The organism is Nocardia sp. bgisy134, from assembly GCF_057708325.1.
The window spans coordinates 1-22,478 of record NZ_JBYIRW010000008.1 but is presented as its reverse complement, the minus strand read 5'-3'; the positions used below and the strand labels follow the sequence as shown (position 1 = coordinate 22,478).

20 protein-coding genes and 1 riboswitch are annotated in these 22,478 nt (G+C 69.5%); of the genes, 8 read left to right on the top strand and 12 right to left on the bottom strand.

The window, feature by feature from the left end:
- Nucleotides 1-2: 2 nt before the first annotated feature.
- Together AC3ERS_RS15715 and AC3ERS_RS15710 are read right to left on the bottom strand one after the other, a co-directional pair.
- Nucleotides 3-1,040 carry a fused (3R)-hydroxyacyl-ACP dehydratase subunits HadA/HadB gene (locus AC3ERS_RS15715; RefSeq protein ID WP_431968052.1) on the bottom strand — a complete coding sequence of 346 codons (1,038 nt, stop codon included), beginning with the start codon at nt 1,038-1,040 and terminating at the stop codon, nt 3-5.
- A gap of 98 nt (nt 1,041-1,138) precedes the next feature.
- A complete protein-coding gene (locus tag AC3ERS_RS15710) occupies nt 1,139-4,174 on the bottom strand; it encodes an Rv0361 family membrane protein (RefSeq protein ID WP_431968050.1) in 3,036 nt (1,011 codons plus the stop codon).
- A gap of 166 nt (nt 4,175-4,340) precedes the next feature.
- Here AC3ERS_RS15710 and AC3ERS_RS15705 point away from each other — a divergent pair, with 166 nt between their 5' ends.
- Nucleotides 4,341-4,790, top strand: a complete 450-nt coding sequence (locus AC3ERS_RS15705; RefSeq protein WP_431968048.1) for a DUF3151 domain-containing protein — start codon at nt 4,341-4,343, stop codon at nt 4,788-4,790.
- Between the two features lie 7 nt (nt 4,791-4,797).
- The gene (locus AC3ERS_RS15700) at nt 4,798-5,946 is read left to right on the top strand and encodes an FUSC family protein (RefSeq protein ID WP_431968046.1); all 1,149 of its coding nucleotides are present in this window, start codon (nt 4,798-4,800) and stop codon (nt 5,944-5,946) included.
- 290 nt (nt 5,947-6,236) lie between these two features.
- Here the strand turns inward: AC3ERS_RS15700 and AC3ERS_RS15695 are convergent, their stop codons facing one another.
- Both AC3ERS_RS15695 and AC3ERS_RS15690 read right to left on the bottom strand, forming a co-directional pair.
- Entirely contained in the window at nt 6,237-7,022 is a 786-nt protein-coding gene (locus AC3ERS_RS15695) for a site-2 protease family protein (RefSeq protein ID WP_431968044.1), read from the bottom strand.
- Nucleotides 7,019-7,678 carry a hypothetical protein gene (locus tag AC3ERS_RS15690; protein WP_431968042.1) on the bottom strand — a complete coding sequence of 220 codons (660 nt, stop codon included), beginning with the start codon at nt 7,676-7,678 and terminating at the stop codon, nt 7,019-7,021. Before AC3ERS_RS15690 ends, AC3ERS_RS15695 begins: the two co-directional genes overlap by 4 nt.
- A 272-nt stretch (nt 7,679-7,950) precedes the next feature.
- On the opposite strand from AC3ERS_RS15690, the gene AC3ERS_RS15685 reads away from it, so the two are divergent.
- From AC3ERS_RS15685 to AC3ERS_RS15675, 3 genes are all read left to right on the top strand, one after another.
- Nucleotides 7,951-9,240 (top strand): adenylosuccinate synthase, encoded by a 1,290-nt coding sequence (locus AC3ERS_RS15685; protein ID WP_431968040.1) that lies wholly within the window; start codon nt 7,951-7,953, stop codon nt 9,238-9,240.
- Nucleotides 9,241-9,331: 91 nt separating this feature from the next.
- A complete protein-coding gene (locus AC3ERS_RS15680; protein ID WP_431968038.1) occupies nt 9,332-11,932 on the top strand; it encodes a helix-turn-helix transcriptional regulator in 2,601 nt (866 codons plus the stop codon).
- A 165-nt stretch (nt 11,933-12,097) separates the two neighbouring features.
- Nucleotides 12,098-12,373 carry a hypothetical protein gene (locus tag AC3ERS_RS15675; protein WP_431968036.1) on the top strand — a complete coding sequence of 92 codons (276 nt, stop codon included), beginning with the start codon at nt 12,098-12,100 and terminating at the stop codon, nt 12,371-12,373.
- Nucleotides 12,374-12,434: 61 nt separating this feature from the next.
- Here AC3ERS_RS15675 and AC3ERS_RS15670 read toward each other — a convergent pair whose 3' ends face one another.
- The 4 genes from AC3ERS_RS15670 to AC3ERS_RS15655 all read right to left on the bottom strand — a co-directional run bounded on the left by AC3ERS_RS15670 (nt 12,435) and on the right by AC3ERS_RS15655 (nt 15,199).
- Complete coding sequence (locus AC3ERS_RS15670; protein WP_431968034.1) at nt 12,435-13,076, bottom strand: DUF998 domain-containing protein; 642 nt, start codon at nt 13,074-13,076, stop codon at nt 12,435-12,437.
- A gap of 197 nt (nt 13,077-13,273) precedes the next feature.
- Entirely contained in the window at nt 13,274-14,098 is an 825-nt protein-coding gene (locus tag AC3ERS_RS15665; protein ID WP_431968032.1) for an alpha/beta fold hydrolase, read from the bottom strand.
- A gap of 189 nt (nt 14,099-14,287) precedes the next feature.
- Entirely contained in the window at nt 14,288-14,845 is a 558-nt protein-coding gene (locus AC3ERS_RS15660) for a methylated-DNA--[protein]-cysteine S-methyltransferase (RefSeq protein ID WP_431968030.1), read from the bottom strand.
- 48 nt (nt 14,846-14,893) lie between these two features.
- Nucleotides 14,894-15,199: a hypothetical protein gene (locus AC3ERS_RS15655; protein ID WP_431968028.1), complete on the bottom strand. Its 306-nt coding sequence runs from the start codon at nt 15,197-15,199 to the stop codon at nt 14,894-14,896.
- 62 nt (nt 15,200-15,261) lie between these two features.
- Here AC3ERS_RS15655 and yczR point away from each other — a divergent pair, with 62 nt between their 5' ends.
- Complete coding sequence (gene yczR, locus AC3ERS_RS15650) at nt 15,262-16,758, top strand: MocR-like transcription factor YczR (RefSeq protein ID WP_431968026.1); 1,497 nt, start codon at nt 15,262-15,264, stop codon at nt 16,756-16,758.
- Nucleotides 16,759-16,828: 70 nt separating this feature from the next.
- Here yczR and AC3ERS_RS15645 read toward each other — a convergent pair whose 3' ends face one another.
- Nucleotides 16,829-17,929 (bottom strand): CaiB/BaiF CoA transferase family protein, encoded by a 1,101-nt coding sequence (locus AC3ERS_RS15645; RefSeq protein ID WP_431968024.1) that lies wholly within the window; start codon nt 17,927-17,929, stop codon nt 16,829-16,831.
- 158 nt (nt 17,930-18,087) lie between these two features.
- Here AC3ERS_RS15645 and AC3ERS_RS15640 point away from each other — a divergent pair, with 158 nt between their 5' ends.
- Nucleotides 18,088-18,570: a DUF456 domain-containing protein gene (locus AC3ERS_RS15640; RefSeq protein WP_431968022.1), complete on the top strand. Its 483-nt coding sequence runs from the start codon at nt 18,088-18,090 to the stop codon at nt 18,568-18,570.
- A gap of 170 nt (nt 18,571-18,740) precedes the next feature.
- The gene (locus AC3ERS_RS15635) at nt 18,741-19,715 is read left to right on the top strand and encodes a hypothetical protein (protein ID WP_431968020.1); all 975 of its coding nucleotides are present in this window, start codon (nt 18,741-18,743) and stop codon (nt 19,713-19,715) included.
- Between the two features lie 24 nt (nt 19,716-19,739).
- Here AC3ERS_RS15635 and AC3ERS_RS15630 read toward each other — a convergent pair whose 3' ends face one another.
- The 3 genes from AC3ERS_RS15630 to AC3ERS_RS15620 all read right to left on the bottom strand — a co-directional run bounded on the left by AC3ERS_RS15630 (nt 19,740) and on the right by AC3ERS_RS15620 (nt 21,982).
- Nucleotides 19,740-20,954 carry an O-succinylhomoserine sulfhydrylase gene (locus AC3ERS_RS15630; protein WP_431968018.1) on the bottom strand — a complete coding sequence of 405 codons (1,215 nt, stop codon included), beginning with the start codon at nt 20,952-20,954 and terminating at the stop codon, nt 19,740-19,742.
- Entirely contained in the window at nt 20,951-21,367 is a 417-nt protein-coding gene (locus AC3ERS_RS15625) for a rhodanese-like domain-containing protein (RefSeq protein WP_431968016.1), read from the bottom strand. Before AC3ERS_RS15625 ends, AC3ERS_RS15630 begins: the two co-directional genes overlap by 4 nt.
- A gap of 15 nt (nt 21,368-21,382) precedes the next feature.
- Nucleotides 21,383-21,497, bottom strand: a riboswitch (SAM riboswitch).
- A gap of 35 nt (nt 21,498-21,532) precedes the next feature.
- Entirely contained in the window at nt 21,533-21,982 is a 450-nt protein-coding gene (locus AC3ERS_RS15620; RefSeq protein ID WP_431968014.1) for an Rv0361 family membrane protein, read from the bottom strand.
- Between the last annotated feature and the right edge of the window lie 496 nt (nt 21,983-22,478).

The following is a 22,478-nucleotide window of genomic DNA, read 5'->3' as shown; positions in this document are numbered from 1 at the left end:
GATCAGGAGAAGCGCACCTCGGCGACGGCGCGGCCGAAAAGCTTGCGGCCTTCGGCGGTGCCGCCGAGCACGATGGTGCCCGCCCGCCGCTCGGGGTCGAGCGACTTGATCTTGCCGGTGAACTCGATCGTGCTCGCCGCGTCGGCGCGCACCGGAACGAAACCGGAGAAGCGGACGCTGAACTTCTCGAAGGCCGTGGGATCGCCGAGCCAGGCGGTCAGGTACTCGGCGGCCAGGCCCATGGTCAGCATGCCGTGCGCGACGACGGTCGGGAGCCCGACCAGCTCGGCGGCGCGCTCGCTGAAGTGAATCGGATTGGGATCGCCCGCGACACCCGCGTAGTTGGCCAGGTCGCCTCGGGTCAGCGAGGCGGTCCCGGGGGGCAGCTGGCCGCCGACGGTCAGCTCGTCGAAGTTCGGGCCCGTGTGCACGGCCCGCGGCGGGGGGATGCGCGTCTGTTCGTCCGTGTCGGACTCGATCGGGACGAGCGTGTCGTGCTGGAACGGATCACCGGGCTCCGGCTCCGGACGCGAGTGCATGAAGATCTTGTCGACCGCCTCGATCAGGTTCGGGTCCACCTCGGCGCCGCGGCGGGCCACGATCGTGGTCGAGCCGACCTGCAGGATCTCGTCGTGCTGGTTGGCGAGCTCGAACTTCACGGTGATGAAGTCGTTGTCGCCGAACTGCCGGATCGACTCGATCAGCATCTGGGTGCGGATGGAGTCACCGGCCAGGATCGGCCGGTGCATCTCGAAGACCTGATCGGTTTGCAGGATCTGGGTCAGGTCGTAGTCGGTGAGCACCGTGTCCAGCAGGGCATTGGTGCCCGCCATGCCGATCACCGAGGCGAAGGTGGGCGGCGCGACGACGCTGTCGTAGCCGAGCCTGCGTGCGCCCGGCTCGGCGTAGTGCGCGTCGTGATGGTTCTGCACCGCTCGCGCGAACTCGCGCACCTTCTCCCGGCCGACCTGGTAGTGGTCCCGAACCTGGAATCGTCGTCCTGCCAGCGACGCCGTATCCACGGCTCCCGGCTCCGCCATCGTCTGCTCCCTGCGCATGATCCGGGCCATGCTACTGGCCGTACCGGTCCGTTGACCAGGTAAGTGTGATCACTGGCACCGCTCACCCGGCTTGACGCCTATGGAGTTCCCGCGGGCGGATCACACACCTTCCAGCCGTTGTCGGTGCGCTCCAAATCGAAGGTGCGCGCCGAACGTTTACTCGGATCGGCATCGGTGTAGACGGTGGCCTGAGCGATGGCCGTGCCGTCGGTGATGCGGATCGCGTCGATGCTGTCCACCACCGGGATGTTCTTGCGTTCCTCGGAGAGTCGGTGCACGCCCGCGAACTGGTCGTCGGGGATGTTCTGGTAGAAGTCGTGCAGCGGCCCGCAGGTGCTGTCGCGCAGCGTGGGGAGGTCGCCGTCGCGCAGCGCGCTGGTGTAGTCGCCGATCGCGGTGCGGACCTTGTCCTCCTCGGTTTCACTGCCCGCAAACGCGAACAACCCGACGAGAACGAGCACCAGCACCGCGGCCGCGGCGCCCGCCACGAGCAGCCAGCGCTTCGAGCGACCCGCCGGCGCCGGTTCCGCGGCCGGGGTTTGGGTCGGCGGAGCCGGGGGGACGCGCTGCGGCTGGGCCATCGGGCGTGGTTGCTGCGGCTGTGGGTGCTGCTGGGGCGGACGCTGACCCGCCCCGTCCATCACCGACTGCGCCGGACGGGTCGCGTTGAGGTCGGCGGGCGAGGGCGCGGACGCGACCTGGCGCTGCTGGGGCGCCGGGCGCGGCGGCGAAGGCCGGGTGTCCTCGACCTCGTCGGGCGAGCTCGGCGGCGGACCCTGCGGACCGGCCTGGTGCGGACCCGCCGGACCCTGCGGACCGGCTTGCTTCGGACCCGGCGCGGGACGCGGGGTGGTCGGCGGCTTCGACAGCGGCCGCTGCCCCTGCACCTTGTCGGTGCCCGCCGGACGCTGAATCGGCAGCGCCATCGTCTTCGCGTCGTCGTCACCGAGGGGCCGGACGATCGGCATCGCCATCGTCGCGGCGTCCGCCCCGGCGATATCGTCCTGTGCATCCTGCGGCTCACGCCGCATCGCCATCGTCGCGGCGTCGGCCCCGGCGATATCGGCCCGCGCGTCCTGCGGCTCACGCCGCATCACCACGGTCGCGGCCTCCGCGCCTGCCGGACCGGGCTCGTCCTCCTCGTCGTCCTGGCCGACCAGATCGACCCGCCGCATGACCACGGTCTCGTAGTCGGCACTCGACGGTGCGGGACCCTGCTCGTCCGCACCGGCTCCGGCACCCGGCCGGTTCTGCGGAATCTCGGTGGTTTCGGCTTCGGCGGCGGGCTGGGCGGGAGCGCCCTGCGCGGGGGTGGAGCCCTGTTCGGCGGGGCCGCCTTGCCGAGCGGGAGCGGTGCCCTGCTGCGCGGCAGCCTGGTTGTCGACGGCCGCGCCCTGTCCGGCGGGTCCGCCCTGTTGCGCGGCAGAACCTTGCGGTCGCGAACCCGCGCCCTGCTGCGCGGCGGCCGCAGCTGCTGCGGCCGCGGCGGGGCGACCCGCGCCTCCCGAGTTCGGACGCTGCGGTGCGGCGGGTCCGCTCTGCTGACCGCCACCGGCTTGGGCGACGGGTGCGCCCTGCTGCGCAGCGGGTCCGCTCTGCTGAACGCCACCGGCTTGTCCGGCGGGTGTGCTCTGCTGCGTGGCGGGTCCGCTCTGCTGACCGGCTGAACCTCGCTGTTCGGCGGCAGCGTCGGGTTGTGCGGCGGCAGCGTCGTGCGTCGAGGCCGCGCCCTGACCTCCGGACGTCGCCTGCGGCGCGGCAGCGCCCTGCTGTCCGGCAGCTGCGCCCCCTGCTGCGGCTGCCGCCGGGCGACCCACGTCGGCCGCGCCCGGGTTCTGCGGTGCGGCGGGTCCACCCTGCTGAACGCCACCGGCTCGGGGTGCGGATGCGCCCTGCTGTGCGGCAGGAGCGCTCTGCTGAGCGCCTGCACCTCGTCGATCGGCATCGCCGGATTGTGTGGCAGCAGCGCCCTGCGTCGGGGTGGTGCCGTGGCCGCTGGAGGTCGCCTGCGAAGCGTCCGTGCCCTGTTGTCCGGCGGCAGCGTCGGCTCCGGGAGCGCCCGATCCAGCGGCGTCGGAACCGGTTGCGGCGGCGCTGGAGTCTGCTGTCGTGGCCGCGCTGGGCTGAGTGGCGGCAGGGGTGCCGGCCTGAGCAGCGTTGGCTCCGGCCGCGCCTTGCTGCGCCGCAGCCGTGGAACCGGGTGCGCCTTGCTGAGCGGCGGCCGTGGAACCGGGTGCGCCTTGCTGAGCGGCGCGCGTGGAACTGGGCCCGCCTTGCTGAGCGGCGGCCGTGGAACCGGGTGCGCCCTGCTGAGCGGCGGCCGTGGAACCGGGTGCGCCCTGCTGAGCGGCGGCCGTGGAACCGGGTGCGCCCTGCCGGGCGGCGGTCGTGTCTACGGCGCTCCCCGCTCCTGTGCCGGCAGGTGCTGCGGGTCCCGGTCGCTCCCATTCGGATGTGGTGGAGCCGCCACGTGGGACTTCTGTGGTCGCCGCGTCGGGTCGCCCGGGGTGCGCGGGGTCAGCGCCGGGGCGGTCTGTGGTTGCGGCGGGGGTCGTTGCGGCATCACGCTGTCGTGGCGTCGTGTCCGGTCTGCCTTCGAAGTCGCCCTGCTGCGGGGCGGCATTCGGCTCTCCGGACTGGGCACCACCAGCGGTGGCGGGCCGCGCCTGGGCGGTCGTGGTCCCGGCTCCAGTTGCTGCGGTTCCCGCGACGGTCGGTCGATCCCATTCGGTTGCGGGCGAGCCGCCGCGTGGGATTTCCGTGGTCGCCGCGTCGGGTGCGCCGGACTGCGCGGCATCAGCGCCGGGGCGGTCGGCGGTTGCGGCGGCGGAGGTTCCCTGCTGACCGGCCTGCGATGCGCCGGGGCGGTCGGCCGACGCGCTCGGGGCAGCGGAATCGGTGGGGCTCTCGTCCTGGTCCCAGGCTGCGCCGAACCCTCCGCCGGAGATGATCCGCGACTGGCCCGAACCCGCGGCGGGCATGGGCTGCGTGGGGGTGGTGGCCTGCGGGTTCTCCGGCACGACGGGACGCTGGTCGCGCGGGTCCCGCGCCCCCGCCTGATCGGCGGAACCGGCGTCGCGCGCCGGGTTCTTCTCGTCGTTCGGGTCGGACACCTACTACCCCTCGCTCCTAAGATCTGTGCAAGTCGACGGCCAGCCTAATAGGAACGGCCGGGCGAGGTCCGTCAATAACCCGCGCCCGGCCGCAGCAAACACCGAGGCACCGCCCTCGCCACGGCCCGCGGGCGCGCCCGCCCTGCCGGAGTGCACAATGAACCGCATGACCTCGTTCGGTGATCTGCTCGGCCCGCAACCGGTACTGCTACCCGAAAACCCCGAGGCGGAGGACGCGCTGCTCGACAACGCCGATCCGGTGCAGGTCGCGGCCGCGCACCCGGCGGCGTCGATCGCCTGGGCCTACCTCGCCGAGGCCGCTCTCGAGCGCGGCGGCGCGGGGGAGGCGGACGCCGTGGTGAACCACGACATCGTCGCCGCCTACGCCTTCGCCCGCACCGGATACCACCGCGGCCTCGATCTGCTCCGCCGGAACGGCTGGAAGGGTTTCGGCCCGGTGCCGTGGAGCCACGAACCCAACCAAGGCTTCCTGCGCAGCGTCGGCGCGCTGGCGAGGGCGGCCAAGGCGATCGGTGAGACCGAGGAATACGCGCGCTGCCTGGACCTGCTGGAGGACTGCGACCCGCGCGCCGCGGCAGAGCTCGGCCTCGACTGAGTCGTAGTTGATCGACCCGGATTCGCGTTTCGGCGTCGCCACGGCAGGCGGCGCCGAGCGACTGCGCGGCGCGTGGGCGCGCCTGCGGCTGTCGGCTCTCCCGATCGTGCAGTGCGCGCTGGGCGCGGCGCTGGCCTGGTTCATCGCGCACCAGATCGTCGGCCATCCGGTGCCGTTCTTCGCGCCGACCGCCGCGGTCGTCTCCATCGGCATCTCGTTCGGCGCTCGGCTCAAGCGCGCCATCGAGCTGGTGGTCGGCGTCGCGGTGGGCATCGGCATCGGCGACCTGTTCATCTCCAGCGCGGGCACCGGCGTCTGGCAGATCGCGCTGGTGGTCGCGGTGGCCATGGCGTTGGCCGTGTTCCTCGACGGCGGGTCCATCATCACCATGCAGGCGGCCGGTTCGGCGGTGCTGGTCGCCACACTGATGCCGCCTTCGGCGGGCGGCAGCTTCGACCGCATGATCGACGCGCTGATCGGCGGGCTGGTCGGGGTCGTGATCGTCGCGGCGATTCCGCTGCATCCGGTGCGCCGCGCCCGCGAGCACGCGGCGGAAATCCTTGCGGTGATGGGTAAATCGCTGACCCAGTGCGCCGACGGTCTGCTCGAGCAGGATCCGGAGAAGATCCGCGTAGGCCTCTCGGCCGCGCGCGCGACGCAGTCGCAGATCGATTCGCTGCGCTCCAGCCTGGAGGGCGGACGCGAGATCAGCCGAATCTCCCCGCTGTACTGGAACTCTCGGCCCCGCTTGGAGCGCATTCACGCCACCGCCGACCCGCTCGACAACGCCGTCCGCAATACCAGGGTGCTGCTGCGTCGTTCGCTCAGCCTGGTGCGCGACGACGAAATCCTCGACCCGCGCCTGGTCGACGAGGTGGAGCGGCTCGCCCAGGCCGTCGAGGTGGTGCGCAAGATGATGCTGGCCGACCCCGGTGAGCAGCCCGATCAAGCGGAGGCGGCCAGGGTGCTGCGCACGGTCGCCAAGGGCGCGCGGCCGGAACTCGTGGCGGGAGCCGGACTTTCGGCGCACGTGGTGTTCGCGCAGGTGCGTTCGATCGTGGTCGACCTGATGCAGGTGTGTGGCATGAAACGGATCTCGGCGATCGCGCTGTTGCCGCCGACGGTCCCGAATCCCTATGTGCGCCCGGAGGATTGACTCAGCTACTCAGCGGTTTTCGGACAATCGCACCGCCCGCGACGTATTCGGCGGCTGCTGCGGCACCGCCGAGCCGATCTTCGGGTAGTCCACTACTCGCGCCCGGCCGCGCCCCGCTCCCTAATCTCGTTTCGTGACCGCGACAACGAGGGGTGTTGCGGTCGAACACTTCGCACGACGATGCGGCGACGCACCGGCCATAGCGGTTGTGGTGGCCGGGCGGGTAGCGGCGCGGCGACGTCGTGCGGAGCAAGGTCGCCCGGCCCCGGCGAGGGCCGGGCGGCCGATTCTCACAACCAGAAACGCACGGCGCCTGCGCCTCTGGCGATCCACGACGACTCGACGCCGAACACCTCGCAGATGGTGTAGATCGCGTCGAAGAACGGTTCGTTGACCGCGGGCGTCAGAATGAGCGCGAACAGCAGCAGCATGCCGAGTGGCTTGAGCTGATCCAGCGAGCGCCTGGTCTGATAACTCAGCGACGGCTCGAGAATCCCGTATCCGTCGAGACCGGGAATCGGCAGCAGGTTCAGCACCGCCGCGGTCACCTGGAGGAAGGCGAGAAACGCCAGCCCGTACCAGAATGCGGCGTGCGAGGTCTGGCTGCCGAACACCTCGACCACGATGAGCAGCGCCACCGCGAAGGCCGCGTTGACCGCGGGGCCCGCGCCGCTGATCAGCCGCTGCATCCGTGCGCTGACGCTGTGCGTGTGCACGTACACCGCGCCGCCGGGCAGACCGAATCCGCCGAGCGCGATGAAAACCACTGGCAGCACGATCGACAGCAGCGGGTGCGAGTACTTCAACGGATTCAGCGTGAGGTATCCGCGCAGCTCCACCTCGTGATCGCCTGCGCGCCAAGCCATGTACGCGTGCGCGAACTCGTGCAGGCACAGCGTCACGATCCAGCCCGCCACCACGAGCACGAACACGCCGACGTCGGCCCGCGTCGAGCCGTAGTCCGACGCCCAGGCCAGCACGCCGCCCACGATGGTGATCGCGACGACGAGCAGGAACACCGGGCTCGGGCGAACCGCGCCGAGACCCGTTCGGCGTTGCGGGAAGGAGTAATTCATCGCACCAACAGCCAGGATTCGTTGTGCCGGTAGAAGGTCGAGCGCGGCACCGGGCGCTCGGTGAGAATGCCGTCACGAGTGACCACCGCACCCGGCGTCCCGAGTTGCGCGGCCCGGCCCGCGACCCAGCGGCGCTTGCGCAGACCCTTCCGCACGGTCGCCCGGACACCGGGCAGGTCCAGGGTCGGGGAGACGTGCATCGCGGCGACCTTGCCGGAGAACAGCTGGGTGTCGTCCACGTAGGCCTCGCCTTCCAGCTTCGCGCCCCCGGGGCCGGTGATGGTCGCCCGGCCGATCAGCACCTTGCCGGTGTCGTCGCGGACCAGCGGAGTCTCGGTCGCCTTGCCCTCGATCGCCCGCTTGGCGGCGGCGTTGCCGGTGCCGGTCTGGTAGACGCGCGAGCCGTAGGTCTTGTCGATCGGCACGTAACCGATCTCGACGTGCAGCCGCTCGGTGCGCATCAGGTGGGTCAGCACCGCGGCCAGCGCCGCGTCTTCGCCGAGCACGATCAGGCGCGGCAGGCTGTCGGCGGCGAGCACCGGGAGGAGCTCGTCGATCACCGCGGTGTCGGGGATTGCGGCCGTCTGAGTTGTCGGCAGTGCGGCGAGGGCGATCGGGACGGGCGCGCCATCACAGCGGAGAACATGGGTACTCAAACTGCCGTACACCCTCCTTGGATCCTGCCGGCACACCCCGCCGGCTCCCTCGCACCTATCCAGGCGGGCACGCTGCCCCGGTCCGCCCGCAGCAACCATAGCCGTGTTCAACCCGTTGTGCCCGGGCCGAGTCGGCATTGTGACCGGCGTAGGGTGCCTTCCCACCGGGGTGCCCTAGGCCATTCGGTAAACTGTGCTTCCGGCCACCGCCTCAGTACGGCAGGTAGCTGCAGCACAAGTGTGTTGCGCGTCGAACCGTAGGAGACACGACCATGCCGGCAATCGTCCTCATCGGCGCCCAGTGGGGCGACGAGGGTAAGGGCAAAGCAACCGATCTGCTCGGCGGCAGGCTGCAATGGGTGGTCCGATACCAGGGCGGCAACAACGCCGGTCACACGGTGGTGTTGCCCAACGGCGACAAGTTCGCGCTACACCTCATCCCGTCCGGCATCCTCACTCCGGGTGTGCGCAATGTCATCGGCAACGGTGTCGTGGTCGACCCCGCCGTGCTGCTCGCCGAGCTGGCCGGGCTGGAGGATCGCGGCGTCGACACCTCGGGCCTGCTGCTCTCGGCCGACGCGCACCTGATCATGCCGTACCACGTGGCCATCGATAAGGTCACCGAGCGTTTCCTCGGCAACAAGAAGATCGGCACCACCGGCCGCGGCATCGGCCCGTGCTACCAGGACAAGGTGGCCCGCGTCGGCGTGCGCGTCGCGGACGTGCTCGACGAGAAGATCCTCACCCAGAAGGTCGAGGCCGCCCTGGAGTTCAAGAACCAGGTGCTGGTGAAGATCTACAACCGCCGCGCGCTCGACCCGCAGCAGGTGGTGGACGAAGTGCTCTCCATGGCGGACAGCTTCAAGCACCGCATCGCCGACACCAGGCTGCAGCTCAACGAGGCGCTCGAGCGCGGAGAAACCGTGCTACTCGAGGGTTCTCAGGGCACCCTGCTCGACGTCGACCACGGCACTTACCCGTATGTCACCTCGTCCAACCCGACCTCGGGCGGCGCGGCCGTCGGTTCCGGCATCGGACCGAACAAGATCAACACGGTGCTCGGCATCCTGAAGTGCTACACGACCCGCGTCGGCTCGGGTCCTTTCCCGACCGAACTGTTCGATCAGCACGGCGAATTCCTCGCCAAGCAGGGCGGCGAGGTCGGCGTCACCACCGGCCGTGCGCGCCGGTGCGGCTGGTTCGACGCGGTGATCGCCCGCTACGCCACGCGCGTCAACGGCATCACCGACTACTTCCTCACCAAGCTGGACGTGCTGTCCAGCCTGGACCGGGTGCCGATCTGCGTCGCGTACGAGATCGACGGTCAGCGCGTCGAGCAGATGCCGACCACACAGACCGAGTTCCACCACGCCAAGCCGATTTACGAGGAAATGCCCGGCTGGTGGGAGGATATTTCCGGCGCGAAAACCTTCGAGGACCTGCCCGTCAACGCGCAGGCGTACGTGCGGCGGCTCGAGGAGCTCTCGGGTGCGCGGATCTCCTGCATCGGCGTCGGGCCCGGCCGCGACCAAACGATCGTTCGACACGACGTCCTCGGCTGAACCACAGCGTTTTTCCGCTCACGACGCGCTGAGAGCGGTTGCCGTTCGCAGTTCCCTTCGATCATGAACGGCGAAGAACTACAGTTAGATCATGGCTCGGAACTGGCCGATGATCGAGCGCGAGACCGAGTTCGAGGCGATTCGGTCCGCGCTCACCGGATCGGCGTATGTGGGTGCGGTCCTGACCGGTGACGCCGGGGTGGGCAAAACGACGCTGGCCAGACAGGCGACCGCGGCGGTCGGCGGGAATATTCGGTGGGTAGCGGGCACGGAGTCGGCCCGCAGTATTCCGCTGGGCGTATTCGCGCACATGGTCGGCGTCTACACCGCACACGACCCGGTCACGTTCATGTCCGCGGCGCGGGAGGCCCTGCTCGCCGACGGGCACACCATCATCGGCGTCGATGACGCGCATCTTCTGGACCAACTGTCCGCAACCTTGCTGCTGCAGTTGGCCATCGACAAAGCCGCCCATATCGTCGCCACCGTGCGTAGCGGGGTGCAGGTCCCCGACGCGGTGACCTCGCTGTGGAAGGATGGGCACCTGCTGCGCGTCGACCTCAACCCGTTCACGCAGTCGCAGAGCGTCGACCTGGTGGAGTCGATGCTCGGCGGTCAGCTCGAGGGCTTCACCGCCAATCTGATGTGGGAGTCCTCCGGCGGAAACGCACTGTTTCTGCGGCATTTGGTGGAGGGCGCGCTGGAGGCGGGCACCCTGCGCCAGGTCAACGGCGTCTGGCAGCTGCGCGGCCGCGCCGCGGTGACCTCGGAATTGGCTGCGCTGCTCGAGGATCGGGTCGAGCAGTTGCCCGAGCAGGTGCTTCGGGTGCTCGAGCTGCTCACCTTCTGCGAACCGATCGACCTCGACGTGCTCGCCGAGCTGGCGGGCGAGGACGCGGTGGAGGCCGCCGAAACCCGCGGTGTGATCCGGGTTGTGGAGAACGCTCACCAGCTCATCGTGCGCTACAACCATCCGCTGTTCGGCGAGGTGATCCGGCGCAGGCTCGGCATCGCGTCGGCGCGGCGGCTGCGCGGCAGGCTGTACTCCTCGCTCAAGGAGCGCCGCATCAATTCGGCCGCCGACCGCATCCGATTGGCCGAATTGGCCTTGGACAGCGACAAATCCGCCGATCTGGAGCTCTTCGAGGCGGCCGCCGCCGACGCCATCGGGTTGGCCAACCTGCCGCTCGGCGAACGGTTCGCCAGGGCGGCGGTGGAGCGGCGCGGCGGTGTCGAGTCGGCCGACCTGCTGGCCAGGGCGCTGCTGTGGCAGGGGCATCGGATCGAGGCCGAACGCACGCTGGCCAGCTTCGACGCCGACAACCTCAACGAGGTGCAGCTGGCCCGCTGGGGCAGCACCCGGGTGTCGAACCTGTTATGGGCCATGGGCGATGCCGATCGCGCCGACGAGGTGCTCGCCCAGGTCAGGGAGCGGGTGCGGCATCCGAAGATCATCGCCACGTTCGCCGGGCTGGCCTCGGCGTGCGCGGTGAACGAGAACCGCATCGAGGACGCGTTCTCCGAGGCCGAGTCGGTGATGACCACCAAAGGCGCTCCGCACTGGGCGGTCTGGTGGGCGTCCTTCGGCGGCGGGCTGGCCTTGGCGCTGATGGGCAAGGCCGAGGCGGCCAGGCAGTATGCCGCCCGCGGGCACGAGGTGGAGCTCGAGATCGACGGGCTCAACCGGTTCATGTCCACCCACGCCGAGGTGCTGGCGCTGATCTACAGCGGCGAGTTCGAGGCCGCGAGGCGTTGCGCCACACCGTATTTCGGTTACACCGCGCCCGGTCAGTATCTGGCGTGGGGCATGTCCAAGATCTTGCAGGGCACCGTCGATGTGGCGCAGGGACGTTTCATCGACGGTATCGAACATCTGGAGCAGGCACTGGCCGCGCTGACCACCGAGGGTGCGGCGGCGTGGTTGTTCCCGGCGAGAATCCGTCTGGCGGAAGCGTATTCGGCATTGGGCCGGGCGCACGACGCCGCCGAATCGGTGGCCGAGGCGGTACGGCGCGGCGGCAGGCACAGCGCCGTCTACGAACCGCAGCTGGAGATCGCCAAGGCTTGCGTGGCGGGCGCCGAGGGCACCGTCACCCCCGCCGTCCGGCTGGCGATCGGCGCGGCCGACGCGGCAGCGCGTTCGCACCAGCACGCGATCGAGGCGATGGCGCTGCACACCGCAGCGCGCTTCGGTGACCACTCGGTGGCGGGCAGGCTCGCGGACCTCGCGGCTCGGGTGGACGGTCGGCTCGTCCAGGTTCAGGCCAAACACGCGGTCGCGCTGGCCGCCCACGACGGCCCCGGACTCGACGCCGCCGCAACAGAATTCGAGTCCATCGGCGCGGTGCTCTCGGCCGCCGACTCCGCCGCGCAGGCCGCGTCGGCGCACGAGCGGGCGGGCGACCGCCGCCGCCTCCTCGAATCCGCCGCGGCCGCAAACCGACTCGCCGCGGCCTGCGGCGGCGCCGCCACCCCCGCCCTGCGCAAGGCCGCTCAACCGCTGCCGCTCACCGCCCGCGAACGCGAGATCGCGAATCTGGTCGCGGCCGGTCTGTCCAACCGGCAGATCGCCGACCGGCTCACCGTCTCCGTCCGCACCGTCGAGGGGCATCTGTATCGGGCGTGCATCAAGATGGACGTCACCGACCGCGAGTCGCTGGGGGCGTTGATGCGTGGGGAATCGTCCGCATAGCGCTTCGAGCTGGTCGTGGGCAGCCGCGTTCGTCGAGCTGCGGCATCCACAGCGCGGAGCGTTCGGGCGTGCGTCGGATCTCTGGCCACCTACTGGCTACCGGATCGAATGACCGGGGCCGACGGGGTACGGTCACCTCTAAGCGATCGAGAAGGGTTGTCGAGCATGGTGCGGTGGACAGTGGCGATGGGTGTGGCGGCGGTCGCGCTCACGGCGCTGTCCGGGTGCACCCAGTCGGGGACGCCCGTGCCCTCGTCAGCCGTGGTGAGCACCGCGCCCGCGCTCAACCCCCAGCAGGAGCGCAACCGGCGCATCCACGAGCGACTGCTCGAGCTCGGTTGTACGACCAACAGCTGCATCCAGACGTATTTCGCCTGCATGGACGGCTATCTCACCGGCGAGGCGTGCGAGTTCTACCGGCAGCATCCGCCGGAACAGTGAACGGGAAAGCCCCGGGCCCCTGATTCGAAAATCAGGGGCCCGGGGCTTCGTCCATCGGCACTCAGGCGGGCTGCAACCCACGGGACGGGACGACAGGGTTCGCGACCCGCTCGGTGCGCAACCCGGCCGCGAACACCGCGACCCAACCCCAGGCCAGGAACGAGGCGATCGCGAAGGTGATGCTGGTGAGCGCCGGAATCGACACCGGAAGCACGATGTAGACCACCGCGATCACGATGCCGAGTACGGCCGCCCCAGTGCGCCGCTCGCTGCGGAACCGCCGCGCCAGGATCACGATGGCCGCGACCAGCGACAGTCCGGCGACGGCCGCGCACACCCCGTGCAGCGTGCCGTGCCAGGTCATCACCTCGGTGGCGCCCACCGGGTAACCCTGGTACGGGTCGCAGACGAAGACCCCCGCGCCGATCATCCCGGCGGCGAACACCCCGGCCAGGCGCGGCACCCACACCCTTCCGATCCCGGTGGTGAGGCGGCGGCGCAGCCCGACCGCCATCAGCGCGAACAGCGCGCCCGTCGCCAGGAAGTTCGCGATCTGGATTCCGCCGAGCGAGCCGATCGCCAGCTGGCTGATCATGTGCTCGCGCAGGTCGAATCCGTCCTTGGTGAACGCCTGGGCCAGCGCGACGACGAAGAACATCGGGGTGGCGAGAATGCCTGCGGCCAAAAGCTTTTCGGTCTTCATGAGTACTCCTCGGCGGGGTTGTCATCGGCCGCTTCGGGCCGTCACGGGTGTAGACGGCGCCCCGCCCGCGAACTAATCGCTCCGCTAGGTCTTCATCGCTGCGGATGCGAATTCATCGCTGCGTGGGTACTTCATCGCTGCGCTGGGGTACTTCGTCGCTGCGCTGGGGTACTTCGTCGCTGCGCTGCGGTACTTCATCACTGGGCTGTGGTGAGGAATTCCCCCGCCGCGGGGGCGAGGATGTCGATCCTCGGGTCGTGGCCGAGTTTGGCCAGCTCGCGGTGCTTCGCGTCGGGCAGTGCCGCGGCGACGGCCTTGGCCGCGTTCTTCAGCAGCGCGGCGCTGTCGGCGCCCGCGACGACCAACGTCGGCACGGTGACGCCCGACCAGTCGGCCGCGCGCAGCCGCTCACCGCGCATGTACTGGCGCACGACGGCCCAGTCGTGCGCGGTCGACGGCGCCACCGCCTTCAGGCTCTTCCAGAACGGCGTCATCCGCATGGCCGTCACCATCGTCCACGGCACGCCCATCGCCTTGGTCATGTAGTACCGCACCGTCTTGCCGCGTTTGTCGTCCGCGATCAATTCGTGCAGCCGGACGTCCAGGTCGGCGGGCGGAACGCGCTCGGAGCGATCCACCACGATCGGCGGTTCGAACGCCACCACCTTCGTGATGCCGGGCACCCGTCCCGAGCTCGCCGCGCGCAGCGCCAGCACCGCCCCCGACGACCAGCCGAACAACGCCGCCGACCCGCCCGCCGCCCGCACCAGCGCGGCGATGTCGTCGATCTCGTTGTCCACGTCGTACACGCCGGGAGTGTCCCCGCTGTCGCCGCGACCCCGGCGGTCGTAGTTGATCACGGTCAGTCCGTACCCCTCGGCCAGCGCCTCGGACAGCTGCACCATCTTCGGGAACGTCCGATACCCGAACGCCCCGCCGATCAGGATCACCGTGCCTGCCGTGCCGTCGCCGACGCGGTCGAACGCGATCGTCGTCCCGTCCGCGGAAGTGACTGTCTCCATGCCTGCGCTCCTTTTCGGTCGGTCGTCGGACGGCGCGAACTCGCCGAATCATTCGCAATGAGCAACGCTATCCGCCGTGGGCGGGTACGACGCCGCCGGAGTCCGTCGTCGGCGAGAACGGCGCAAGCCGCCCGGTGCGAAGACCACGCATCAACGCTGGTTTCGGTATCCGCCGGGACCCTCCGAGCGTCAGAACAACGTCGGCTCCCCGAACCCCGGCGTCCGCTCGATCTCCAGCAGTCGTGCCTTGGTGGAGATGCCGCCCGGCGCGGAGAACCCGTGCAGCGCGTTGTCTGCGGCGAGCACCCGATGGCACGGGATGATGAGCGGAATCGGGTTGCGCCCCAACGCTTGACCCACCGCCTGCGCGCCGCCCGGCGCGCCGACGCGGTTCGCGACCTGGCCGTAGCTGAGGGTGTGGCCGGGGTCGATGGCGCGGGTCACCGCGTAGACGGCGCGGTGGAATTCCGGGATCGCGCTGGTGTCCAGGGGGATCCAGCGCAGGTCGTCCAGCTCGCCCGCGAGGTGGGCGCGGATGCCCGCGATGGCCTCGGCGATCACGGGGGTCGGTGCGTCTTCGGGCACCTCGGCGCCCGCACGCCGCCGGGTGATGCGGGCGCGAGTGGCCTCCCGGTCCGCCTCGGGCAGCTGGAACCGGAACACGGCGTCACCGCTCCAAGCGATCGCGCACACCCCGATCTCGGTGTCGAACAGCGCCGCGACGGCCGGGCGAGCGGACTCACTCATACCGTCAGTGTGCACCCCGGCACCGACAAAACCCGTTGTTGCCGGATATCAGGCCAGTTTTTCAGAACTGGCCTTAACCGCGCTCCGGCTCGCGTCATGGCTTCGCCGCAGCACAGCGGCCAGCGAAGGCCGCAACGGCGAAAACTCCGGCTCCGGCTCGTGGTCACGGCCGCGCATGGCCACGAGATCCGAGTATTGCCGCAGGTCATCGTAGTGCGAGGGGCGGGCGTCGAGGAGCGAGCCGAGCGGGCGGAACCGCTCGAGCTCGAACAGGTCCTTGGTGCGATTCGGCGCGTAGTGGTAGATCGCGTAGCAGAACGCGGCGGCGACGAGGAAGGTGAGCAGGGCGGTCATACTGGACACGTTCCGCCAACTGGCCTTGCCAATAAATATCCAATCCCTCAATACTGGACCTTATGGCGACACGAGTGATCGGCGCGGCCAGCCTGGCGCGCGATTTGGGCAGCTGGCGCAGCGCCGGTGACGACGACCCGGCGCGGCGCGCGGCTCGTCCCGCGTACCTGGCCCTCGCGGAGGGCATTCGGCTGCTCATCCACGACGGCCGCGCGCCGCTCGGCGTCGCCCTGCCCAGCGAACGCGACCTGGCGGGCACGCTCGGCGTCAGCCGGACGACCATCACGTCCACCTACGCGCTGCTGCGCGAGCACGGCTACCTGATCAGCCGCCAGGGCTCGCGCAGCACCGTGGCGTTGCCCCCTGCGGTGCCGCACGACGGCACCAAACCGGCGCGCAGCATCCTGGCGCTGATGGCGCAGCCCGAGCTGACCACCATCGACATGACCTACGCCGCGATGGCCGCGCCGCGCGAGATGCAGGACGCGTATTCCGACGCGCTGCAAGGACTTCCGGCCTATCTCGGCACCCACGGCATGGATCCGGTCGGCGTGCTCGCGCTGCGCGAGGCGGTGGCCCGCCGCTACACCGAGCGCGGACTGCCCACCGAGCCCGAGCAGATCCTCATCACGCTCGGCGCCCAGCACGGCCTGCGCCTGCTGCTCAACGTGCTCACCGCACCGGCCGCTCGTGTCTTGATCGAGCACCCCACCTATCCGAACGCCATCGAGGCCATCCGCGATGTCGGTGCGCGTCCCGTCCCGGTGCCGCTGCTGCCGGAGAGCCCGCACTCGGGCTGGGATCTGGACGGAATCCGCAGCGCCGCAAGGCAAACCGCGGCCACCTTGGCCTACCTCGTCCCGGACTTCAACAACCCGACCGGCATGCTGCTCGACGCCGAAGGTCGCGCGGAACTGACCGCCATCGCGCGCGAGACCCGCATGACGGTCGTCGTCGACGAGTCGATGGTGGACCTCGGGCTGGACGTGGACACCCTGCCGCCGCCGGTCGCCGCGTTCGCCAAGGGCGCCGAGATCATCACGATCGGTTCGGCGTCCAAGTCGTTCTGGGGTGGTCTGCGAGTCGGCTGGATTCGCACCAACCAGACACTCATCACCAAGCTGCTCGGCATTCGTTCCACTGTCGACCTCGGCACCCCGGTGATGGATCAGCTCGCCACGGTGCACCTGCTGGAGCACGCCGACACCATTCTCGACCGCCGCCGCGATCAATTGCGCAGCCAGCGAGCCGCTTTGCGCGAAGCGCTGGCCGAAGAGCTGCCGGATTGGCGGATCAGCTCGGGAGTGGGCGGGATGTCGGTCTGGGCTCAGCTGCCCGCCCCGGTGTCCACCGCGCTCGCAGCCACCGCGCCCAATCACGGCGTATTGCTCGCCGCCGGACCGCGATTCGGCGTTCAGGGAGCTTTCGAGCGGTTCCTCCGGCTGCCGTTCACGCATCAGGAGGCCGATCTGCGGCTGGCGGTGAAAGCCGTCGCCTCCGCTTACGGGGCGCTCACCCCTCGCGCTGCCGATCCGCTGAATCCGCTCACCTGCTACTGAGTTTCGCGGGCCGCACCCGAAAGCGAACGCCCCGTGACCGTTCGGCCACGGGGCGTTCGCGGCGGAAATATCAGTCCGCCCAAACGGATTCGATCGGCGTCGCCTCGGTCGGCGGCGGGGTCGGGATGGCGGCCGGGGTGCGCGAGAAGCGCGGCGCGGGCGCGTGCTGCACCACGCCGTCGATGTCGACCAGACCGTTGCGTGCGGCGATGTGCGCGTTCTCGGTGGCCTCGGTCAGCGTCAGCACCGGGGTGGTGCAGGCGTCGGTGCCGTCGAAGACCGCGGCCCACTCGTCGCGGGTCTTGGTCTTGAACTTCTCCGCGAACAGCTTCTTCAGCTGGTCCTGGCCGTTCGGGTCGATCTGCATCGGGAGGCCCTCGGGGTCGATCTCCAGACCCTTCAGCAGTTCGGCGTAGAACTGCGGCTCGATCGCGCCGACGGCCATGTACTTGCCGTCGGAGGTCTCGTAGGTGTCGTAGAAGGCCATACCGGTGTCGAGCAGGTTGGTGCCGCGCTCGTCGGACCACAGGCCGACTCCGCGCATGCCCCAGATCATGTGCGAAAGGGCAAGCGCGCCATCGATCATCGCGGCATCGATCACCTGGCCTTTGCCCGAGCTCTGCCGTTCCACCAGTGCGGCGAGGATGCCGAACACCAGGAACATCGAGCCGCCGCCGAAGTCGCCGACCATGTTCAGCGGCGGCACCGGTCGCTCGCCCTTGCGGCCGATCGCGTTCAGCACGCCGGTCAGCGAGATGTAGTTGATGTCGTGGCCCGCGCGGTCGGCCAGCGGGCCGTCCTGGCCCCAGCCGGTCATCCGTCCGTAGACCAGTCGCGGATTGCGCGCCAGCGCCTCGTCGGGGCCGAGGCCCATGCGCTCGGTGACGCCGGGACGGAAGCCTTCGATGAGCACGTCGGCCTTCTCGATCAGCCCGAGCACCTTCTCGATGTCGGCCGGATCCTTCAGGTTCGCCTCGACGATGGTCCGGCCGCGCCACTGCGGACGCTCCATGAACCCGGGCAGCAGATTCGGCCGCTGCACCCGCACCACGTCGGCGCCGAGATCGGCCAGCAACAGCGCGGCGTGCGGACCGGGGCCGATACCGGCCAGCTCGACAACTTTGATGCCCGCGAGCGGGCCCTGCTTGGTGGCGGTGGATGGTGTGGTCACGCCCTACCTCGGTTCGTCGTTGATCCCTGCGCACCGCCCGGCGGTGCGGTCCCCCGGGCAGCGCCCGCGGATGTATTGACAGTATGACAATAACGCCGCCACTTTCTATCGGAACCCTCCGTCGTGCACCGGGCGGCCCGGTAGGTGAGAATCCCAGCATGAGCGTGTGGGGCGAGGTCGTCATCGGCCTCCTGATCCTGGTCGGCCTGCTCGGCATCATCGTGCCGATCCTCCCCGGGGTGATCCTGGTCTTCGGCGCGATCCTGGCCTGGGCGATCATGACCGGTGGCGCCACCGCGTGGACCGTCTTCGCGATCAGCACGGTCTTCCTTGTGCTCTCCGGGATCGTCAAATACACCTGGCCGGGCCGCAAGATGAAGGACGCCGGCGTCTCCAACCGCGCCCTGTTCCTCGGTGCGGTGCTCGGCGTCGTCGGCTTCTTCGTCATCCCGGTCGTCGGCCTCTTCGTCGGCTTCGTCCTCGGCGTCTACCTCTCCGAACTCCAACGCCTCGGCCAAAACCAACCCGCCTGGCACGCAACCAAACACGCCCTCAAGGGCGTAGGCCTCTCCATGCTCATCGAACTCCTCGGCGCCCTCCTGGCCACCGCCACCTGGATTCTCGGCATCACCCTCACCTGATCCGTCCTCGCAGCTCGCCCACACACCTCGCAGCAGCAGCAACCGCTGCGAGGTGTGTGAAGTCTCTGCGAGGACCCGATTTGGGAGGGGTTGTACACAATTGGCGGGTTGTGCACAGGTGGGGGCGGAGATGGGTGTTCGGGTCGTAGGTGTGCGGGACGATCCGAGGTATGGACATACCGGTGCCGGTACAGCGGGGGCGGGCGATCGCCGAGGGGTTCACCGATCGGGAGTTGCACGGCCTCGAGTGGCGGCGCGTGCGGCGCGGCGCATATCTGAATGCCGGGCGGATGGCTGAGTTGTCGGCCGAGGAGAAGCATTTGGCGCTGGCCCGTGCTGTATGTCAGGTTTCCAGTCCGAAGGCCGTGGTCAGTCATATCTCGGCCGCGATGGCCCATGGGCTTTCGCATTGGGATGTGCCGACGCACCGGGTGCACCTGACCCGCGACCGCTCGGCGGGTGCTCGAACATCACGGCAGGTCGTTCTGCATGCCGCCCGAATCGAGGCCGACGAGGTCGTGCGGTGCGGCGGTCTCACGATGACCAGTGCGGCGCGAACAGTGGTCGACCTTGCTCGCACGATCCCCTTCGAGCGGGCAGTAGTGGTCGGCGACAGTGCATTACGGCTCGGTGCGGTCACCCCTGCCGATCTGCTCGAACAGCTCGGCCGCTCGAAGGGGCGACCGGGCAATTCCGCCGCCCGTCGCGCGATCGCTTCCATGGACGGCCGCTCCGAAAGCGTGGGCGAGTCACGAAGCCGAGTCGCCATACGAGCGGCCGGCCTGCCGAACCCGGAGTTGCAGGCGCGAATCACCACACCGGAGGGTACGTGTATCGCCCGAGTCGACTTCTTGTTTCCCGGACTCGGCGTCGTCGGCGAGTTCGACGGCCTCATGAAATACCGCGCGGCACACCGAGGCCCGCGCACCGCCGAAGACGTGGTGATCGCCGAGAAAGCCCGCGAAGACGCGCTGCGCGCCCTCGGTTGGCTCGTAGTCCGCTGGACCTGGGCCGAACTCGAAGCCCCCAACGCTCCCTGGCTGACCCGCCTGACGCGCGCCGCCGACCTCCGTACCGCTTCCCGTATCGGAAGCTGGTACCCCGCAGACCTTCCACACGCTTCGCAGGCGCAACAACCCCTGTGAAGCGTGTGAAGCCGCTGCGAGGGCCTAGCTCAGCGCGTGGTCGAGGTCGGCGAGGAGGTCTTCGACGTCCTCGAGGCCGACGGAGATGCGAACCACGCCGTCGGAGAGGCCGATGCCTGCGCGGCCCTCCGGGCCCATGGCGCGGTGGGTGGTGGTGGCCGGGTGGGTGATGAGGGTCTTGGCGTCGCCGAGGTTGTTGGAGATGTCGATGACGCGCAACCGGTTCAGCACCTCGAAGGCGCGCTTCTTGCCCTCGTCGGAGGGTGCGTTCAACTCGAACGTGACCACCGTGCCGCCGCCGGACATCTGGCCGCGCGCCAGGTCGTACTGCGGATGCGATTCCAGGAATGGGTATTTCACCCAGCTGACCGACTTGTTGCCCTCCAGGAAACGCGCGATCCGCAGCGCGGACTCGGTGCTGTGACGCACCCGCAGCGGCATCGTCTCCAGACCCTTGAGCAGGGTCCACGCGTTGAACGGGCTGAGCGCGGGGCCGGTGTGGCGCATGAGCGTCTTCACCGGGCCGTCGATGTACTCCTGGGAGCCGAGGATGGCGCCGCCGAGGACACGGCCCTGGCCGTCGATGTGCTTGGTGCCCGAGTACACGACGACGTCGGCGCCGAGCTCGAAGCCCTTCTGCAGCAGCGGCGTGGCGAAGACGTTGTCCAGCACCACTTTCGCGCCTGCGGCATGCGCGAGCTCGGTGACCCGGCGCACGTCGACGAGGGTCTGCATGGGGTTGGCAGGCGTCTCGAAGAACACCGCGGTGGTCGGCACCGACAGCGCCTGCTCCCACTGGTCGAGGTCTTCACCGTCGACGAACACCGTCTCCACGCCCCAGCGCGGCAGGATCTCGTTGCACACCACGAAGCAGGAACCGAACAGGCTGCGCGCGGCGACGAGCCGATCGCCTGCCTTCAGCAGCGCGCCGAGCGCGGTGAACACCGCCGACATGCCGCTGGCCGTCGCGAACGCCGCCTCGGCGCCGTCGATCAGGCGGATCCGCTCCTCGAACATGGCAACGGTCGGGTTGCCGTAGCGGGAGTAGACGAAGTGCTCCACCTCGCCGGTGAACGCGGCCTCGGCCGCTTCCGCGCTCTCGTAGACGAAGCCGGAGGTGAGGTACAGCGCCTCGGAGGTCTCCTCGAAGCCGGAGCGGCGCAGGCCGCCGCGCACGCCGAGGGTGGCGGGGCCGACGCCCTCGGGCAGCGGCTTGTCGAACGCGCCGCCGGTGATCACGACTGCCGCCAGGGCAGGCCGGTGGCGCGCCAGCCGGTCGCGCCGCGATGTCCGGACGCGTCGAGCGAGCCCTCGAAGCCCTCGATCACGTTGTAGGACGGCCCGATGCCGAGCTGGGTGGCGATGGTGGCCGCGTGCGCAGAACGCTGGCCGGAGCGACACAAGAAGACGACGGGCGCCTCCGGCTCGCGGCTCTCCAGCGCCTTGCTCAGCTGCTCGGTGAACTGCGGATTGCGCGTGCCGGTGCCGTCCACCCACTCGATCAGCACGGTGGGCCGCTCGATCGAACTGGTGTCGGGCACTCCGACGAAGCGCCACTCCGCTTCGGTGCGCACGTCCACCAGGACGGCGGCGGGGTTGTCGCGCAACACTTCCCACGCCTGCTGCGGGGTGATGTCACCGGCATAACTCATCTGGAACCTCCTGTGAATCCGCACTTGCCGCACCAGGTTCGGTGCGCGGCCAGGTCGTCACCCGGAGCACCCCACCGCGGAGGAGGGTTGCCGACCAGCCAGCCGGGGCTTGGCGCTGGTTCTCATGACCTAGGGACTGAGATTGCCTGCACCGAGGTCACCGTGTCAAACATTGCAGACCAGCCATTTGCCGTCGGTCCTGGTGAGGTTCCAGGTCGCGGTGTACTCCTTGCCGTCGACCCTCGTGGTCACCGTGGCCTTGGCCCGATCGCCGTTGAGGGTCTGATCGGTGACGGCGATGAGTTCGATTGTCTTGCCGACACCTTCCTGCCCGGCCAACGGCGACTTGGCGGGGTCGAATTCGGCGCAGCCGGTACCAGGTGGCGGCACCATATCGGTGTTGTTGGCGCCCTCGACGAAGTTGCCGACCGCGCCCGCGATCTTCTCGGCCTCTGTGACATTTTTCTCAGCGGGCGAGAGCACGCCGCCGAGCCCGATGGCCACCAACACGATGACGGCGAGCACGGCCGCGGCCAGGAACGGCGCGAGGGAACGCTTGTCGGTCTGATCGACGACGATCGGTTCGTCTTCGTCGGGGGACTGCTGCTCGGTCATGGATCGATCATCCCTGGTCGGCGCGGGTATCCGACGCCCGGCCCCGCCGTGGGCCACGCGGCCCTCGTAGCGGCCCCCTCGACGCCGCTATGGTGGAGAAGAGAGCGAACCGGTGCGACGCCCGCGCAGGTGGGCGGCCGGCTGGTTCACCGCACCGGCGCGGGTGATCATGGGTAGCACCGATAGAATCGCGAGATTGAGATCTGCTGCCGTAGCCATATGGCAGTGCACCGTCGTATGCGACCTGGGGACCGTGGAGCCACGAGCCAGCATCACCAGCGCTCGTGGCGCAGGGTGCAAACAAGCGGTCCGTCAACTTAGCCTAAGCTAAGACGGACGCCATTGAACGTTTCGACCATAAGGGTGCGCGTAAGAGATGACCGAACAGAGGCCTGAAGCTCACACCGCGGCGACCCGTCCGCTCCGCATTGCGATCGTGGGCGCCGGACCGGCCGGGATCTACGCCGCCGACGCGTTGATGAAGTCCGATGCCGAT

Excerpts from the sequence above, each read along its gene's own strand:
- yczR (WP_431968026.1), top strand. The coding sequence starts at position 15,262 with ATGGCGACACGAGTGATCGGCGCGGCCAGCCTGGCGCGCGATTTGGGC.
- AC3ERS_RS15655 (WP_431968028.1), bottom strand. The coding sequence starts at position 15,199 with ATGACCGCCCTGCTCACCTTCCTCGTCGCCGCCGCGTTCTGCTACGCG.
- AC3ERS_RS15625 (WP_431968016.1), bottom strand. The coding sequence starts at position 21,367 with ATGAGTTATGCCGGTGACATCACCCCGCAGCAGGCGTGGGAAGTGTTG.
- AC3ERS_RS15705 (WP_431968048.1), top strand. The coding sequence starts at position 4,341 with ATGACCTCGTTCGGTGATCTGCTCGGCCCGCAACCGGTACTGCTACCC.
- AC3ERS_RS15675 (WP_431968036.1), top strand. The coding sequence starts at position 12,098 with ATGGTGCGGTGGACAGTGGCGATGGGTGTGGCGGCGGTCGCGCTCACG.
- AC3ERS_RS15670 (WP_431968034.1), bottom strand. The coding sequence starts at position 13,076 with ATGAAGACCGAAAAGCTTTTGGCCGCAGGCATTCTCGCCACCCCGATG.
- AC3ERS_RS15715 (WP_431968052.1), bottom strand. The coding sequence starts at position 1,040 with ATGGCGGAGCCGGGAGCCGTGGATACGGCGTCGCTGGCAGGACGACGA.
- AC3ERS_RS15685 (WP_431968040.1), top strand. The coding sequence starts at position 7,951 with ATGCCGGCAATCGTCCTCATCGGCGCCCAGTGGGGCGACGAGGGTAAG.
- AC3ERS_RS15640 (WP_431968022.1), top strand. The coding sequence starts at position 18,088 with ATGAGCGTGTGGGGCGAGGTCGTCATCGGCCTCCTGATCCTGGTCGGC.
- AC3ERS_RS15660 (WP_431968030.1), bottom strand. The coding sequence starts at position 14,845 with ATGAGTGAGTCCGCTCGCCCGGCCGTCGCGGCGCTGTTCGACACCGAG.
- AC3ERS_RS15620 (WP_431968014.1), bottom strand. The coding sequence starts at position 21,982 with ATGACCGAGCAGCAGTCCCCCGACGAAGACGAACCGATCGTCGTCGAT.
- AC3ERS_RS15635 (WP_431968020.1), top strand. The coding sequence starts at position 18,741 with ATGGACATACCGGTGCCGGTACAGCGGGGGCGGGCGATCGCCGAGGGG.
- AC3ERS_RS15680 (WP_431968038.1), top strand. The coding sequence starts at position 9,332 with ATGGCTCGGAACTGGCCGATGATCGAGCGCGAGACCGAGTTCGAGGCG.
- AC3ERS_RS15695 (WP_431968044.1), bottom strand. The coding sequence starts at position 7,022 with ATGAATTACTCCTTCCCGCAACGCCGAACGGGTCTCGGCGCGGTTCGC.
- AC3ERS_RS15665 (WP_431968032.1), bottom strand. The coding sequence starts at position 14,098 with ATGGAGACAGTCACTTCCGCGGACGGGACGACGATCGCGTTCGACCGC.